Genomic DNA, 15,293 nt, shown 5'->3' on the forward strand with positions numbered 1-15,293 from the left:
GGCCCTCCCTGGTAAGGGAGGGCACAACCATCAGAGATTTACTTCACGCCTAATCCTTTTTTCGCCAGCTCTTCTTTGAAGTTATCGCGTGTGATCAGCACCACATCGGTAACCGCAGTAAATTTCGGCGGCTCAACACCTTTGGTGACCCAGTTGTAGAGCAGCTCGCTGGTTTTGTAGCCATGAACATCCGGGCTTGGCAGCAGAGAACCGTAGAAGCCGGTCGCCTGTGCTTTAGACAGTTCGCTGACCGCATCCACGCCATTAATACCAATGCCGATCACATCAGCAGCTTTAAAACCCTGACCTTCGGTGGCGCGTACGCCGCCAAGGACGGTGTTATCGTTCATACCCAGCACCAGCCAGTGTTTCACTTCCGGATGTTGCACCAGCAGGGAGTTACCGGCATCAAATGCGCCGGGGATATCGTTTGATTTTGTCGGGACCTGGTAGATTTGTTTTTCCGGGAAACCGGCCGCTTTCAGCGCATCCATGGAACCGGTGGTACGACGACGCGCGGTATCCAGCTCATTTGCGGTGATCGCCATCACGCCGGTTGCTTTGACATCCCAACCGCGTTTCTGCATTTCTTTATAGAGTTCCTGACCCTGACGCGCGCCGATTTCGCTGGCCGCCATCATAACCAGAGGAACACTGGTCATCGGTTCGCCTTTCGCGTTGACGAACTGATCGTCCACGGTAATGACTTTCATGTCATAACCGCGCGCTTTAGCGACAATCGCGGAACCTAATTTCGGGTCCGGAGTACAAATAACGAAGCCTTTTGCTCCGCTTGCTGCCAGACTGTCGATAGCGTTGAGCGTTTTTTCACCATCCGGAACGGCAATTTTAATTACCTCAAACCCTAAATCCTTGCCCGCCTTATCGGCGAATTTCCATTCAGTCTGGAACCAGGGTTCTTCAGGTTGTTTGACCAAAAAACCCAGTTTCATCGTTTCAGCAATAGCGGATTGTGACATAACGGCAGCCAGACCGATGGCTGCCAACGCTTTAGTGAATTTGTGCATGGTTAACTCCAGCTTTGACTTTCTTTTCTGTAGGGAAAAATAACTACCGGTTCACTTAAAAGGTCATAAAACAAGGCATTAGGATCCGTACTTCCCTGGATACCTGTGCTGGCAGTAGTTTTAGCGGGAAATTGATTCTCCATAGGAGAGCAACATCACACCGCAGAATTACAGTAATTCCGTACATAAATTCAGCGGATTTAGACATAAAAATGGAGGTATTTATCATACAAATGAGAAAGGCACTAGCAGAATAATCCATAGCTCCAGCTCGGTTATCCTTGTCCCCGATACAAGGCGCATCGGGGTGTACAAATTACCAACGGTAATAAATGTGGTCCGCGTGATCGCGAACGGGGTCTTCATTTCCCAGCAAGCGCGCCGAGAGAGCGAAGGCAAAATCAAACGCGTGCCCCAGGCCTTTGCCGCTCAGCAGGTTGCGGTCTTCGACAACCGGGGCATCAACGTACTCACCGTTCTGGACCCCTTGCCACAGATCGCCGGAGCAGACGTAGCGGCGACCATTCAACAGGTCATTGCCGCCAAGCACCCTCGCGGCGGCTGAACAAATCGGGCAAATCAGCTTATTTTGCGCATCATGCTGCTTAACAAAAGCGATAACACCCGCGTTCGCGGCAAGGTTCACACTACCTTGCGGGCCGCCCGGCAGCACGACGGCATCGTAAAGTGTTTCCGCGCGCTCGCTCAGCGTGCTGTCGGCCACCATCGGAATGTTGTGATAACTGACTACCGCCCGCGATTCCGCACAGGCCAGCGTTTCAACCTCGATATGCAGGCGCCTCAGAATGTCGATAGTAATAATCGCTTCTGCCTCTTCAAACCCTGGCGCTAACAATACGGCCACTTTTTTCATTACGTCCTCCTGATCCCTGTTGTTGTCTACAATTACCCCTATCATAAATCAAAACAGTGTTTCAAAATAACTCTCAAATCACATTCTTGCCGCCTGATGTGTACGCTTTGTTACTTTTCAGACAGGCAGAAGAACCTCATCCTGATGCACAAAAAATCTGTTTTTACTTGCAGTAATATTTGCCTCAGGGATAAGAGAAAATGAGTAGCCATGTCAGAATAAAAAACTATCATCCATATGTCATACGGCTGTAACGAACAGTAACTTAATATAAGTTAGGATATTCTTATTATTCCGGACTCGCTATGCTACGCGTATTGAGGTAGAGGGATACCTGAATAGTTTGCCGTTTTACTTTTATTACAGGCAAAAAATCACTCTTTAATAAGGATATTATTATGATGACCTGTGCAATGACGCAGAAACTGAATACACAAATGAATCTTGAGTTTCATGCGTCACATCTTTATCTCTCCCTTGGTAACGGGTGTATGACACGTAACCTGCCTGGCGTGGGGGCGTTACTGCGCATTCAGGCGCAACAATGCGTGACCCGAATGATGCGGTTATTCGACTATATCAAGGCTTCGGGAGGCTGGCCGGTTATTAAGCCCGTCACTATGACGGACAATAATGTTGTCTCTGTTGAGGATGTTATCCGGCAACTTATGGAAAATCAGGCGCTGCGCATCTGTGCGCTGGAATGTCTGGCCGAAGAGACGTCTTTGCATGAGGGTATAGCTATTCTGGATCTGTTAAAAATTATTCATACCGAATATCAAAACAATAACCACGAATTAAAAAAAGCGCTCACCGTACACTATTGCGCATCCGTTTCCGTCGCCTGCTAATATTTCCCTTCCCCATCGAAAAAAGGTCAGCAGATGTTTAATTTTCATCTCATCGGCTGACCCACTACTTTGCCATGGTATGAATTAAATGTTAATAAAAGGTATATAAGTTATTGCTTTTATTAATTTTGCTCAAATTGGATCTGGCTCTCATTGAGAGACGTTACAAAATGTAATGATTTATTCAATGTATTAATGTCAAGGACAAGGTGAGTCATGATTACCATTGAATTTATCATTATAATTCTCTGTTTATTAATAGGGACACGTTTTGGCGGGATGGGGCTGGGTTTAATCAGCGGTATTGGTCTTTTTCTCCTGAGTTTTGTATTTGGTCTGGAACCGGGTAAGCCGCCAGTAGATGTTATGCTCACGATTCTTGCCGTTATTGGTTGTGCGGCCACGCTGCAAACCGCAGGCGGTCTGAACGTGATGATGCAATTTGCGGAGCGGTTATTACGTCGCCACCCCCAGCATATTACGTTACTGGCGCCATTCACCACCTGGACTTTAACCTTCCTCTGCGGCACCGGGCATGTGGTATATACGATGTTTCCCATTATCGCCGACATCGCGCTTAAGAAAAATATCCGTCCGGAACGCCCGATGGCCGTAGCGTCAATTGCCTCACAAATGGCCATTACCGCGTCGCCGGTTTCCGTTGCGGTCGTATCGCTGGTCTCCATTCTTGGCGCGCAGCACGGTATTGGCCATGCATGGAGCATTCTTGAAATATTGGCCGTCTCTGTTCCGGCATCGCTTTTCGGTGTCGCTATTGCGGCGTTGTGGAGCCTGCGTCGCGGTAAAGATCTGGCAGATGACAAGGATTTTCAGGAAAAATTAAAAGATCCTAAACAGCGCGAATTCATCTACGGCAGTAGCGAAACCCTGATGAACCAGCGCTTCCCAAAAGAGGCCTACTGGTCAACATGGATCTTCTTTGCCGGCATCCTTGTCGTGGTGTTACTCGGCGCGCTCCCGCAATTACGTCCGGCCTTTGATGTCAAAGGTAAACTCTCGCCGCTTTCAATGAATCTGGTCATTCAGATGATGATGTTGATTGCCGGTGCCGTCATGCTGATGGTCTGTAAGGTCAACGCTTCTGCGATTTCAGGTGGTGCGGTTTTCAAAGCGGGAATGGTGGCGATTTTCTCGGTGTTTGGTGTTGCATGGATGAGTGATACATTTTTCCAGGCGCATCTGAATGAGCTGAAAATGGCGCTGGAAGGGGTCGTGAAAAGCCATCCATGGACCTACGCTATCGTCCTGTTCCTCGTCTCCAAACTGGTAAACAGCCAGGCCGCCGCGCTGACCGCCGTTGCGCCGATGGGGCTGATGCTGGGCGTCGAACCTAAAATGTTGATCGCTTTCTTCCCGGCCTCGTACGGCTATTTTGTCCTGCCGACCTACCCAAGTGACCTCGCCTGTATCGGTTTTGACCGTTCGGGCACCACGCGTATCGGCAAATTTATCATTAACCACAGCTTTATCATTCCGGGCCTGATTGGTGTCAGTTGCGCCTGTGCTGCCAGCTACATGTTGGTCTCGGCCTTCTTCTGATAAGCAAAAAGCGGCGAGGATCGCCGCTTTTGTCGTCTCTTCGGACGTAAAAAAACCTGCCGTGGCAGGTTTTTTTATCATCAGAACATGGCGCCCGGCGGTACGTCTTTGAATGTTTTGCAGTAAGTTTCAAAAATGCTTTTCAGGATTTTACGCAGTTTCATGTTTTGCTCCGGCGATTTGTTATGCAGGTGTTATCGGTTGATGTGCATATAATATGACCTCCATCACAAAAAGCAATATTTACGTGATAGAAATCACGTTTTATTTTTTAAGGAATTTCGTTTTTGTTAAAAATTGGTGTTAAATCTGAAACTTACCAACTAAAATTTTTTTAGTATTTTTAAAAATAATTTAGAGTGTGAAGACAAAAAACGTGGCGGGTTAACACAGGCGGGAAAGCAGAGGCCAGACTTTGCTGGCCCCGGGTGTATCAGGCGAGGATCTCACGCACAAAGGCTTCGATGGCTTTATCCTGGCAGTTTTCAAAGAAGCATTGCTGGAAGCGCGGGCCGGAAACGGCGGTTTTCACCAGTTCAGGATCAATGGCACGCAAAGTATCAAGGTAATTCTCTTTTACCACAGCGGCTTTCACCTGGTTAAGGATGCCGGCATTACGGACCTGCGGCTCTTTACGTTCAGGCGGGTAGCCTTCACCTTTGCCGCCCGTGAACGCTTTTTCAAAGATAAAGCGCACATTGAGTTCCGCCCCCCAGCCAAAGCCTTTAGCGAACGGCAATGAAAGCGCGTTGCCGTTGTTAATCTGGGCAAACAGAAAAGCATCAGCCGGATCAATACAGTAACCGCAGATAACGCCCGGGTGAATGTTCAGCGACATCAGAGCCCCCTGCCCGGTACCACAACCTGTCACCACAAAGTCGACCGCTTTGGCATTCAACAGAATGCTGGCCATAATACCAAGGTGGATATAGGTCAGGTGATGATCGTTTTCATCACTCATGCCCACGTTGAAGACCGGAAAGTCTTTTTCATCCGCAACCGCTTTCAATTCTTTAAGGATGATGGCGTTTTTCCCTGCCTGGCTGTTTTCCATCATCAGTGCAATCTTCATATTCATCTCCTGGTTAATGCATCGAGTAGGCAATTGAATAAACCTTACTACCTGACAAACACACTTTCAAATTTAATGAAAAATTGTTTTAAAAAAGCAAAGTGCGTTCACAGTTTTGCCTGTTATTAGTCTGAATGCTCCGCCGCTTCGCAAAACGAAGAAAAAAAATGCCGGATTGTAGAGGCTTACATAAACTGCATATAAAACAGTCGTGACACCTACAGAGGATGCCCTGTTGAAATGGTGCTGTCGGAAGGCGCTGACCTCCTCGCTTTTCTTTCTCTTATTACTGGGTTGTGCTCTTTTCTGGCTCAGACCTGCCAGCGCTGCACCGTCCGTGCAACAAAAGCCGCCAGAGACAATACCTGTATGGGTCTATGACGCAGAAAGTTTCGCATTCTGGCGCGACGCACAGGGGAATTATCAAGGGTTATACCCACGCCTCGCGGCCATGCTCCATGAGCGCTATGGCTATAACGTGCAGATACGCCCCATTGATGCAGAGGAAATGGATCGGCGTTTTGCTAATGATGATTATGGCCTGTACGCTGGCGTGATTCGCACTGATGACCTTGCGCGCAACCGGATATTATCTTCCCGGCTGTTCGATAATGAAGTCGTTGCAGCCAGCACGACTCAGCGTATCTACAAACCAGAGGATTTGCACAATAGCCGTGTACTCTTTCTGCGTGATGACGCCACGCAGGATCGTGTGCAGCAGCGTTATCCGAACCTGAAATTCCGTGAATTGCGCCGGGTCGAAAATGGTGAAGAGGCGTTCAGGCTACTGAGTGACGGCCAGGCGGATTTCTACATTAATGACGCCAGCGAAATGGACAACACAGCGCGTTATTATCAACTGTCCCTCCCCTTTCCCGGGCTACGCATTACCCGTGTTTTTGCCTTCAGCCCGGCATTACATACCATGCGGGATGACATCAATCAGTTGATAAATGATGAGTATCGTAGCGGTAAAATGCGTCAGTTGATCCTCGATAACAAACGGCAATTCCTGCTGAGCCGGGTTACCATCAGCGATACTGAACGTCACTGGCTGGCGCAAAATAAACTGGATGTCTGGCTACCGGCTAATGAAAACTACGCACCGCTAATCTGGCACGATCGGCAGGGTTACCACGGCTCGGCCATAGATATGATCAACGATATGCGTGACCTGCTGCATGTCGATGTCAACGTACATTACATTGATAACTACTACGAGTCATTGCAAAGCCAGAACTGGCCGGTGCGTCTTGTTAACGTTATAGCGCCCCCCGACAGATCACAACTCCCCGGCATGATTGGCCCGGTTGTCTCCTGGCATAACGTTTATTACAACCGCATTGGTCAGCCCTTTATCTGGGATGAAGATCAGATTCGCCACCAGCGCATCGGCGTGATTAAGGGCTCGTTCTCGCAATTTTATCTCCAGCAACGTTATGCCAGTGAGATTACCCTCGTCACGTTCGGTACCCATGAACAACTGATCAGCGGCATCGAAAATGACAGAGTGGATTACATTCTTGGCGATCTGAGTAGCCTTGAAAGCGCTTTGCGTGGCAATGAATTATTTCGCGGTGTTCTGAAAGTGGCGGGGATAACCCGGTCGGAATTGCAGATGGGGCCATGGGCCGATAGTGCGCATCCATTGCATAATTTGCTCTCGCAGGTTCATCGGCTGTCAGGTTACCGCACACTGTCCGAAGGGTCTGATGAGCCCCCACATTTCTCCGGATTAACGCGCAATACGCTAAAAATCATCAGCGTATTGTTGCTGATTACGGCCATTTTTAGTCTATGCCTGCTGGTAATAATGTGGCGACACATGAGACAAAACCGGATTGTGAACCGGAATATCGTGAAGGTACTGGAAAAGGTGAACCGCGCCCATGATGACGAAACGGGCAGCCACATTCAGCGTGTAGCGAAATACTGTGGACTGCTCGGCCGGGCGCTAAAACTCCCACGACGTACCGTTCGGGATATTGAAAATTTTGCCTCATTGCATGACGTCGGCAAAATCGCCGTCCCCGAGCGCATCTTGCGTAAAGAAGGCCCCCTCACTGAGGATGAGTTTGAAGAGATGAAACTGCATACTCTTAAAGGCTGGCGCATCATTCAGGGGCTATCACTGGGGCCAGTGGCAGAGAATATTATCCATTTCCACCACGAAAAGTGGGACGGAAGCGGTTATCCGGACGGTCTGCGAGGTGAGCAGATCCCGCTCGAAGCACGCATTCTTGCTCTGGCCGATGTTTATGACGCGCTACGACAAAAACGCATCTATAAACCCAGCTTCACACATGAACAGGCAATGCAAATCATCGAGGCTGGCAGCGGTCGGCATTTCGATCCACGTCTGGTCGCTTTATTTCGTCAGCAACAACACCTGTTTGCCAGGATTTTTGACACTCTCGCAGACTGAGCGCCGTTGTGCGTAAAAAGGCCAGTTACGCAGGCTATTCCGCCGATTGCCCGCGAAATAAGTCGGTAAGATGCCACAATGCCCATAAGATTCAGAGCGATTTCATGAACAAAATCCTTGTTGCCGCCTCGCTGCTACTGCTCGCCGGGTGCTCAATTACAAAAGAACCCAAAGTCAGCAATGTCGATACGACCAATGGTCTGATCCGTCTTAGCTTCAATCAGGCGATGATGCAAAACGCGCATTATGACGAATACACCACGCAGGGGACTGCCAATAAACAGTGCCAACAGATGGGCTATGCAACAGCAGTGGCTTATGGTCAGCCAATTTCGACCTGTAGCCTGATCAGTGGCTCCGTCTGCATGAACACGACCATCACCATTCAGTACCAGTGCCGCGGTATGGCGCTCAATAACGTGCCGGCCGCCAGGGCCTGGTAACGGTTAATGCCAGCGCACCACCGCTGGCATTAATATTTATTTAAATTAAAGAATAATTATCATTTACCCAATTATTTCCCTGCAATGCGTGTTATTCCCATTCTCATTGTTAATAAAAATTCTTTTTTATTTTACCTTTTGCAAATAATTAAATAACAAATTATAGTGACCGCTTCTTACTTCTTTTATTATTTTCCGGAGCGGCGCCATGCTTAAAGCTGAAATGATTGAAAAACTAAATGAGCAGATGAACCTCGAACTTTTTTCGTCTCTGCTTTATCAACAAATGAGCGCCTGGTGTAGCTATAACAGCTTTGAAGGTGCCGCCGCATTTCTGCGCCGCCATGCGCAAGAAGAGATGACGCATATGCAGCGTCTGTTTGATTATCTGGCAGATACCGGCAGCTTACCGCGCATTAACACTATCCAGTCGCCGTTTGCCGAATATGCCTCGCTGGATGAATTGTTCCGTGCAACTTACGAACACGAGCAGTTGATCACCCAGAAAATTAATGAACTGGCGCACGTGGCGATGACCTCACAGGATTATCCGACGTTTAATTTCCTGCAGTGGTATGTCGCGGAACAACATGAAGAAGAAAAACTGTTTAAATCCGTTATTGATAAACTGACACTGGCAGGTAAAAGCGGCGAAGGCCTCTATTTTATTGATAAAGAACTGTCTACTCTCGACACGGCAAATTAAGCAAAATGCGGTAATGAAATCTCATTACCGCATTATTTTTTAGTGCTGGCAAATTTTACTTTCGTGGGTTGAAAACCCATCTGCGGCGGGAATGAATTTTCCCCGCGATGCCAGAAACGCCACCAACTCCGCTGCTGTCATATCTTCTGCTGAACAGGTATGAAAACGAGCATCCTTACCAAAGCGCGTACAGATTGCCGCTTCCAGACTCTCCCCGGAATAGTGCTCCCCTGATTCCAGCATCATATTAAGTACTTCGTGACCATGAATTGACGCCATATACCCTCCGCTTAAAAGGTGCATGATAAACACATCTTTAGGATAGTTTTTTGCGTTATAACAGGTTTCGATGCATCCCTTGCCACTCCTGGATAAGTGTAAAGTTTAATATACACTTCTTGTAAGCCCGGTTTGACGAAGATCCGTTTTTCACATACTCTGCGCCGCACATTTACTAAAGAATGTGGTTTAAATACAGAGGAAAGTGTGAAAAATCGAACACTTGGTAGTGTTTTTATTGTGGCAGGAACCACGATTGGCGCAGGTATGCTCGCCATGCCACTGGCTGCCGCCGGGGTCGGATTTAGTGTAACGCTGGTTTTACTCTTCACCTTGTGGGGACTGATGTGTTATACCGCGCTGTTATTGCTTGAAGTCTATCAGCACGTCCCCGCCGATACAGGTCTCGGTAGCCTGGCGCGGCGCTACCTGGGACGCTACGGACAGTGGGTCACCGGTTTTAGCATGATGTTTCTGATGTACGCTCTGACGGCGGCCTATATCAGCGGCGCTGGTGAGCTGCTGGCATCAAGCCTCACCGCATGGACGGGCATAAACGTCTCACCAGCAGGCGGCGTATTTCTGTTTACCTTTGTCGCCGGTGGCGTGGTCTGTATTGGCACATCGCTGGTCGATTTGTTCAACCGCTTCCTGTTTAGTGCCAAGATAATCTTCCTGGTGGTGATGCTCGCGCTGTTACTACCACATGTCCATCAAGTGAATTTACTCACCCTACCGCTCGAAAAAGGGCTGGCCCTTTCTGCCATGCCAGTCATTTTTACCTCTTTTGGCTTTCATGGCAGCGTGCCGAGCATTGTCAGCTATATGGGCGGTAACGTACGCAGACTGCGGGGGATTTTTATTACCGGCAGCGCGATCCCGCTGGTGGCGTATATTTTCTGGCAACTGGCCACCCTTGGCAGCATCGAATCGTCCACCTTTATGGGAATGCTGGCCAACCATGCCGGGCTCAATGGGCTTCTTGAGGCGCTGCGCGAAGTGGTTGCTTCTGCGCATGTGGAACTGGCGGTCCATCTGTTCGCCGATCTGGCGCTGGCGACCTCATTCTTAGGTGTGTCACTTGGGCTATTTGATTATCTGGCTGACCTCTTCCAGCGCCGCAACACGGCCACCGGGCGTATGCAAACCGGCGCGATTACCTTTTTGCCTCCGCTGGCATTCGCTCTCTTCTATCCGCGTGGTTTTGTGATGGCGCTCGGTTATGCTGGCGTGGCTCTTGCGGTACTGGCACTGCTGATACCCGCGCTGCTGACGTGGCAGAGCCGTAAAGCTCACCCATCGGCAGCGTATCGCGTTGTCGGTGGTAAACCCGCGCTCTGCCTGGTCATGCTCTGCGGTATAACGATTATCGCGGTGCAGTTTGCGATTTCAGCAGGCATGTTACCGGAAGTGGGATAGTAAATCGGGCTCATCAGGAGCCCGAATTTTTAGTGCAGGCAGCAGTTTTTGAATTTCTTGCCGCTGCCGCACGGGCAGGGATCGTTACGCCCGACTTTTACGCCATTCACCTGCGGTTGCTGAGCAATGGCTTGTTGTGGATTAGCCGACCAGTAATCATACAGCCGCAGGGCTGCCGGTCGGATAGCCTCTACGCTTTCATTGAATTCCTCTTCAGTGAATTCATCCAGACGCGCGAAGTTGTCTTCCAGTCCGTGCAAAGCAATAACATCCAGATCGGCCTTACGTTCCTCCGGTAAGCCTGACCAGTCGGTTAGCGCCACGCCGCGCATATAGCCAAAACACCACTCTTCAACAACGGTATAGCTCTGGCCGTCCACTTCGTTGTAACCAAAGACGGGTTCAAACTGATCCGGATAATCACTCAGGCGCTCAGCAATATCGTTCAAATGCTTAAAGCAAAGATCGATAAAACGATTCATCTCGCGATCGTTTTTCCAGCGCGGTATGTTTTTTTCGCCGCCCCATACGGCCACCAGCCAGCGATCCGGCTCGACAACCACCGGGCCGGACAATACCGCTGTCAGCATACCGTCCAGCTCCGCCACATCGAGTACGGACTCATCGCTGTGACCATAAGCGACTAATGTCTCTTCCAGCCACTGCAATTCATTTTCATTTAACGGGCCTTCGGTCATTTACGACTCTCCTGATGGCATAAGGAATAAAAAAAGAAGGGTACCACAGAAACGATAATCGTAGAAAAACCGGGACCAGCCCGGCTTTAATTCGGGCGTAACAGGCATTGCCGTAATATTTCGATAACCCTTTTGATTTTATTTAAAAAAAAAGCCCGGTTTCCCGGGCTTTTTCATGCGCTAAAATTCTTAGTAATAGGCTTTCAGCGTTCTCTGGCAGAGTGCGGAGCGGACGCAATCGTCTGTGGTGAAACGCACCACACCTACCATCTCATCTTCCTCAAAACGCGACAGCGCGTCGCTCAGACCGGACTGCACCCCGCGGGGCAAGTCACACTGAGTCACATCACCGTTGACGATGACCGTCACATTTTCCCCGAGGCGCGTTAAGAACATTTTCATTTGCGCAGCGGTCACGTTCTGAGCCTCGTCAAGAATGACAACCGCATTTTCAAAGGTACGTCCGCGCATATAGGCGAACGGCGCGATTTCTACCTTACCAATCTCTGGTCGCAGGCAGTATTGCATGAAGGACGCACCCAACCGTTTAACCAGAACATCATAGACGGGCCGGAAATAAGGGGCGAACTTCTCCGAAATATCACCAGGTAAGAAGCCGAGATCTTCGTCGGCCTGCAGAACCGGTCGGGTTACAATAATCCTGTCCACATCCTTATGAATCAGGGCTTCCGCCGCTTTCGCCGCGCTGATCCATGTTTTACCGCAGCCGGCTTCTCCGGTTGCGAATATCAGTTGTTTACTCTCGATAGCATTCAGGTACTGCGCCTGAGCTTCATTACGCGCAACAATCGGTGAATTATCACGACTATCCCTTGCCATTCCGATTGCTTCAACGCCACTCATCTGCACAAGCGAGGTGACCGACTCTTCTTCACGCTGTTTGTGACTGCGCGAATCGCGTCTCAGCACACGTTTAGCTTCACGACGAGCTTTGATCACTGCTTTCTGTCTTCCCATGGATAGCACCTTGAGTTGTTGGTTTACATCACACGCACCAAAATCGGCACGATTATGCGCACGAACGTCTGAGGTTTGGCTTCCTTGTAAGCCATGTCTTGCCTTTGAAATTGACATAACAAAGCAGCTGCTATCAGCGCCTGCCATGTCGGTTAAATCAGAAACAGGAATGAAGGAGAGAAATTCAGAGGTGAAGCGTTTACTGCCGGAGTGTGTATCCCCGAACCGGGTGTTGCGCTGTTTGTTGGTGTTACGTCCAGTAGAGGACTTTACCATCCGCGATCTCCAGGTGACGACATCACCGCAGGGCAGCCAATCTATGTAATAAGTACATCAGGAATTAGCATAAACGCAACATTATTTTCACCAAAAGGTAACGAGCGTTTACCCTGCGCTATGGAAAAGAGTGTCCACGAAGAATATTACAGAAAAATAACAGATACTTTCTCATACGAAAAATCGATAGTTTGATGGCAGAAAAAGTGTGAACAGATACTACAGATAAGAGATTATCCTGCCTGGCTTCAGGCAGGATTCTTTTTCAGGCTTCGAGCAGCGCTTGCCCGAGATAGTGATTTTGGTCTTTAACACCTGGCAGCACGAAAAAGTAGCCGCCGCCGATGGGCTTAATATACTCCTCCAGCGCTTCGCCATTGAGACGTTTTTGCACGGTCAGAAAGCCCTTTTCCAGGTCGTGCTGGTAGCAGACAAACAGCAGTCCCATATCAAGCTGTCCGGCGTTGGTGACCCCCAGGGAATAGCTATAGCCCCGACGCATCATCAGGCTGGACTGCGTCTCTGGCGTACGTGGATTGGCCAGACGAATATGGCTGTCCAGGGCAATCACCTCGCCGCCAGGATCGCTGGCATAATCCGGGACGTCATGTTCATTGTGCATCCCCAGCGGTGCGCCGGTTTGCTTATCGCGACCAAAAATAGTCTGCTGCTCTTTAAGCGGAGTACGATCCCAAAACTCAACATGGAACTGAATGATACGCACAGCCTGATAGCTGCCACCAACGGTCCATGCAGGCTCCGCCTGATCGTTGGTCACCCATACGACCTTATCCATCAGCCCGTTATCACTGCTGTCCGGGTTTGCCGTACCATCCTTAAAGCCCAACAGGTTGACCGGCGTCTCTTTTCCTTTACTGCGCGCGGCATGATCAGAGATAAACCCTTCTCGTTTCCAGCGAACACTCAATAAATCAGGCGTGTGCTTAATCAGATCGCGCAGAGCATGTATCACCGTATCCTGGGTGTTGGCGCAGATTTGTACCAACAGATCGCCGTGGCTCAATGAAGAGACCAGCGCATCGTTGGGAAAGCGCTCCATCTTTTGCAATTTTTTCGGTTTTTGCGCACGCAGGCCAAACCGATCGTCGAACAGCGAATCGCCCAACGAAACGGTGATGGTCAGATTATCCGGCGCGATAAACGGCCCGAGAATACCGGAATCCATGGGTGGCAGGCGCGGATTGGGCGTTTCCGGCGCCGGGCCGCCTTCGGTCAGAAACGCGATGCGCTGCGTTAACAGACGAAACAGACGTTGCAAATCGGCTTTGTCCGTCGCCAGCACATCAAACGCCACCAGCATCATTGACGCCTGTTGCGGCGTCAAAATCCCCGCCTGATGCACACCGTAAAACGGCTGTTTCTCCATGCGCGCATCCGGTGAAAGCGTGCCTGGCGCACTTTGCGGTTTGGCCGCATGCGCCACCGGACATCCTCCGGCCAGGGCTAGCGCGCCTCCCAGCGCGCCCATGCCTTTTAATAAACGGCGACGCGAAGGCTCGCTGACGCCGTACTGTTCTTTGTCATTCATGATAGTTAGTCCAGACCCAGCACACCGCGCAATTGAGCGAGATCTTCCGCCAGTGTCGTAATCGGCCCTTTTAGCGCGTTTCGGTCAGCATCCGTCAGCTTGTCATAGGTCTCATAGCCGTCTTTGGTCCGGTATTTCGCCAGAATAGCATCGACTTTCTTAAAGTTCGCATCCACTTTGCCGAGCAGTTCGGCGTTGTTTTTCTGTAACTGCGGACGCAACAGGTTCACAATTTTTTGCGCGCCATCGACGTTTGCCTGGAAGTCCCACAGATCGGTATGGCTATAACGGTCTTCTTCACCGCTGATTTTGGTCGCTGCGACTTCTTCGATCAGACCTGCCGCGCCACCCACCACTTTTGACGGCGGGAAAGCCAGCTCGCTAATGCGTTTTTGCAGTTCCTGCACGTCGGTGTAGAGCTGCTCAGCATAGGTGTCCATACCTTTAACTGAGTTGTCGCCAAACAGGGCTTTTTCCAGACGGTGGAAGCCGGTAAATTTCGGATCGTCGGCTTTCTTCTCGTAATCGTCTTCGCGGGCATCAATGCTGCCATCCAGATCGGAGAACAGTTCAGCAATCGGTTCGATACGTTCATAGTGCTGACGGGTCGGTGCATACAGCGTTTTCGCTTTCGCAATGTCCCCCGCTTTCACTGCGTCGGTGAATGCTTTTGTGTTTTTCACCAAATCCGCCGTTTCCGCCGTCACATAGGCTTTGTAGTCGGTGATGGCAGTGCCAAGGCTTAGCAGCGCTTCGCTTTTTGCCGCATCCGCCGTTGCCTGGCCTTTGACTATCAGTTTGCCTTTCGGATTGGTCAGCAGGCCGCAGGTCATGTCATATTCACCCGGCTGCAGGTTAGCGGTCAGCTTCTGGCTAAAGCCCGGCGCGATATTTTCGCGCTCTTCAACCACCAGCACGCCTTTCAGGATTTCCCATTCCAGCGCCTTCTGGCTCTGGTTGACGATCAGGAACTGTGTTTTCCCCGCATTGACCGTCAAACTCATCGGCTCACACTGCTTGTCCGTGACGGTCACTTTGACCTGAGGAACATCCGCTGCATGGGCAGCAAACGCACAAGAAAGCAGCGTTGCGATCCCTGCCTGTAACGCACTACGACGAAAATGAATTGCCATGA

Annotated in this window: 15 protein-coding genes; 6 read left to right on the forward strand and 9 right to left on the reverse strand. The window is 50.0% G+C overall.

What is annotated here, in order from left to right; genetic code table 11:
• Window positions 1-38 precede the first annotated feature (38 nt).
• Together L2097_RS10325 and L2097_RS10330 are read right to left on the reverse strand one after the other, a co-directional pair.
• Entirely contained in the window at window positions 39-1,028 is a 990-nt protein-coding gene (locus L2097_RS10325; protein ID WP_047370951.1) for an arabinose ABC transporter substrate-binding protein, read from the reverse strand.
• Window positions 1,029-1,344: 316 nt separating this feature from the next.
• A complete protein-coding gene (locus tag L2097_RS10330; protein WP_085005924.1) occupies window positions 1,345-1,902 on the reverse strand; it encodes a DJ-1/PfpI family protein in 558 nt (185 codons plus the stop codon).
• Between the two features lie 398 nt (window positions 1,903-2,300).
• Here L2097_RS10330 and L2097_RS10335 point away from each other — a divergent pair, with 398 nt between their 5' ends.
• On the forward strand, window positions 2,301-2,753 hold the full coding sequence (locus L2097_RS10335) for a ferritin-like domain-containing protein (RefSeq protein WP_085005923.1): 453 nt from the start codon (window positions 2,301-2,303) through the stop codon (window positions 2,751-2,753).
• Between the two features lie 216 nt (window positions 2,754-2,969).
• Window positions 2,970-4,313 carry an anaerobic C4-dicarboxylate transporter gene (locus tag L2097_RS10340; RefSeq protein ID WP_047370954.1) on the forward strand — a complete coding sequence of 448 codons (1,344 nt, stop codon included), beginning with the start codon at window positions 2,970-2,972 and terminating at the stop codon, window positions 4,311-4,313.
• 80 nt (window positions 4,314-4,393) lie between these two features.
• On the opposite strand, the gene azuC is transcribed toward L2097_RS10340, so the two are convergent.
• Window positions 4,394-4,477, reverse strand: a complete 84-nt coding sequence (gene azuC, locus L2097_RS10345) for a stress response protein AzuC (RefSeq protein WP_088218881.1) — start codon at window positions 4,475-4,477, stop codon at window positions 4,394-4,396.
• Between the two features lie 269 nt (window positions 4,478-4,746).
• Entirely contained in the window at window positions 4,747-5,385 is a 639-nt protein-coding gene (locus L2097_RS10350; protein WP_250352786.1) for an RpiB/LacA/LacB family sugar-phosphate isomerase, read from the reverse strand.
• Between the two features lie 235 nt (window positions 5,386-5,620).
• Here L2097_RS10350 and L2097_RS10355 point away from each other — a divergent pair, with 235 nt between their 5' ends.
• The 3 genes from L2097_RS10355 to ftnA all read left to right on the forward strand — a co-directional run bounded on the left by L2097_RS10355 (window position 5,621) and on the right by ftnA (window position 8,959).
• Complete coding sequence (locus L2097_RS10355) at window positions 5,621-7,810, forward strand: HD domain-containing phosphohydrolase (protein ID WP_250352787.1); 2,190 nt, start codon at window positions 5,621-5,623, stop codon at window positions 7,808-7,810.
• 104 nt (window positions 7,811-7,914) lie between these two features.
• Window positions 7,915-8,253: a YecR family lipoprotein gene (gene yecR / locus L2097_RS10360; protein ID WP_039078778.1), complete on the forward strand. Its 339-nt coding sequence runs from the start codon at window positions 7,915-7,917 to the stop codon at window positions 8,251-8,253.
• 208 nt (window positions 8,254-8,461) lie between these two features.
• Entirely contained in the window at window positions 8,462-8,959 is a 498-nt protein-coding gene (gene ftnA, locus L2097_RS10365) for a non-heme ferritin (protein WP_039078667.1), read from the forward strand.
• 39 nt (window positions 8,960-8,998) lie between these two features.
• Here the strand turns inward: ftnA and L2097_RS10370 are convergent, their stop codons facing one another.
• Window positions 8,999-9,238 (reverse strand): YecH family metal-binding protein, encoded by a 240-nt coding sequence (locus L2097_RS10370; protein ID WP_047370956.1) that lies wholly within the window; start codon window positions 9,236-9,238, stop codon window positions 8,999-9,001.
• Between the two features lie 207 nt (window positions 9,239-9,445).
• Here L2097_RS10370 and tyrP point away from each other — a divergent pair, with 207 nt between their 5' ends.
• Window positions 9,446-10,657, forward strand: a complete 1,212-nt coding sequence (tyrP, locus tag L2097_RS10375) for a tyrosine transporter TyrP (protein WP_229220684.1) — start codon at window positions 9,446-9,448, stop codon at window positions 10,655-10,657.
• 29 nt (window positions 10,658-10,686) lie between these two features.
• Here tyrP and L2097_RS10380 read toward each other — a convergent pair whose 3' ends face one another.
• The 4 genes from L2097_RS10380 to efeO all read right to left on the reverse strand — a co-directional run bounded on the left by L2097_RS10380 (window position 10,687) and on the right by efeO (window position 15,291).
• Complete coding sequence (locus L2097_RS10380; RefSeq protein ID WP_085005919.1) at window positions 10,687-11,355, reverse strand: YecA/YgfB family protein; 669 nt, start codon at window positions 11,353-11,355, stop codon at window positions 10,687-10,689.
• 189 nt (window positions 11,356-11,544) lie between these two features.
• The gene (gene phoH / locus L2097_RS10385) at window positions 11,545-12,333 is read right to left on the reverse strand and encodes a phosphate starvation-inducible protein PhoH (RefSeq protein ID WP_039078777.1); all 789 of its coding nucleotides are present in this window, start codon (window positions 12,331-12,333) and stop codon (window positions 11,545-11,547) included.
• Between the two features lie 541 nt (window positions 12,334-12,874).
• Window positions 12,875-14,158, reverse strand: coding sequence for an iron uptake transporter deferrochelatase/peroxidase subunit (gene efeB, locus L2097_RS10390; protein WP_250352788.1), 1,284 nt, complete (start codon window positions 14,156-14,158; stop codon window positions 12,875-12,877).
• Between the two features lie 5 nt (window positions 14,159-14,163).
• Entirely contained in the window at window positions 14,164-15,291 is a 1,128-nt protein-coding gene (gene efeO / locus L2097_RS10395; RefSeq protein WP_250352789.1) for an iron uptake system protein EfeO, read from the reverse strand.
• Window positions 15,292-15,293 lie beyond the last annotated feature (2 nt).

The organism is Citrobacter sp. MNAZ 1397, assembly GCF_023613995.1.
Classification (GTDB): Bacteria; Pseudomonadota; Gammaproteobacteria; order Enterobacterales; family Enterobacteriaceae; genus Phytobacter; species Phytobacter ursingii.

What these genes read in the sequence shown, in the direction of transcription:
- phoH (WP_039078777.1), bottom strand. Translation starts at nt 12,333, where the DNA reads ATGGGAAGACAGAAAGCAGTGATCAAAGCTCGTCGTGAAGCTAAACGT.
- L2097_RS10370 (WP_047370956.1), bottom strand. Translation starts at nt 9,238, where the DNA reads ATGGCGTCAATTCATGGTCACGAAGTACTTAATATGATGCTGGAATCA.
- L2097_RS10380 (WP_085005919.1), bottom strand. Translation starts at nt 11,355, where the DNA reads ATGACCGAAGGCCCGTTAAATGAAAATGAATTGCAGTGGCTGGAAGAG.
- L2097_RS10340 (WP_047370954.1), top strand. Translation starts at nt 2,970, where the DNA reads ATGATTACCATTGAATTTATCATTATAATTCTCTGTTTATTAATAGGG.
- efeO (WP_250352789.1), bottom strand. Translation starts at nt 15,291, where the DNA reads ATGGCAATTCATTTTCGTCGTAGTGCGTTACAGGCAGGGATCGCAACG.
- yecR (WP_039078778.1), top strand. Translation starts at nt 7,915, where the DNA reads ATGAACAAAATCCTTGTTGCCGCCTCGCTGCTACTGCTCGCCGGGTGC.
- ftnA (WP_039078667.1), top strand. Translation starts at nt 8,462, where the DNA reads ATGCTTAAAGCTGAAATGATTGAAAAACTAAATGAGCAGATGAACCTC.
- L2097_RS10350 (WP_250352786.1), bottom strand. Translation starts at nt 5,385, where the DNA reads ATGAAGATTGCACTGATGATGGAAAACAGCCAGGCAGGGAAAAACGCC.
- azuC (WP_088218881.1), bottom strand. Translation starts at nt 4,477, where the DNA reads ATGAAACTGCGTAAAATCCTGAAAAGCATTTTTGAAACTTACTGCAAA.
- L2097_RS10330 (WP_085005924.1), bottom strand. Translation starts at nt 1,902, where the DNA reads ATGAAAAAAGTGGCCGTATTGTTAGCGCCAGGGTTTGAAGAGGCAGAA.
- L2097_RS10325 (WP_047370951.1), bottom strand. Translation starts at nt 1,028, where the DNA reads ATGCACAAATTCACTAAAGCGTTGGCAGCCATCGGTCTGGCTGCCGTT.
- efeB (WP_250352788.1), bottom strand. Translation starts at nt 14,158, where the DNA reads ATGAATGACAAAGAACAGTACGGCGTCAGCGAGCCTTCGCGTCGCCGT.
- L2097_RS10335 (WP_085005923.1), top strand. Translation starts at nt 2,301, where the DNA reads ATGATGACCTGTGCAATGACGCAGAAACTGAATACACAAATGAATCTT.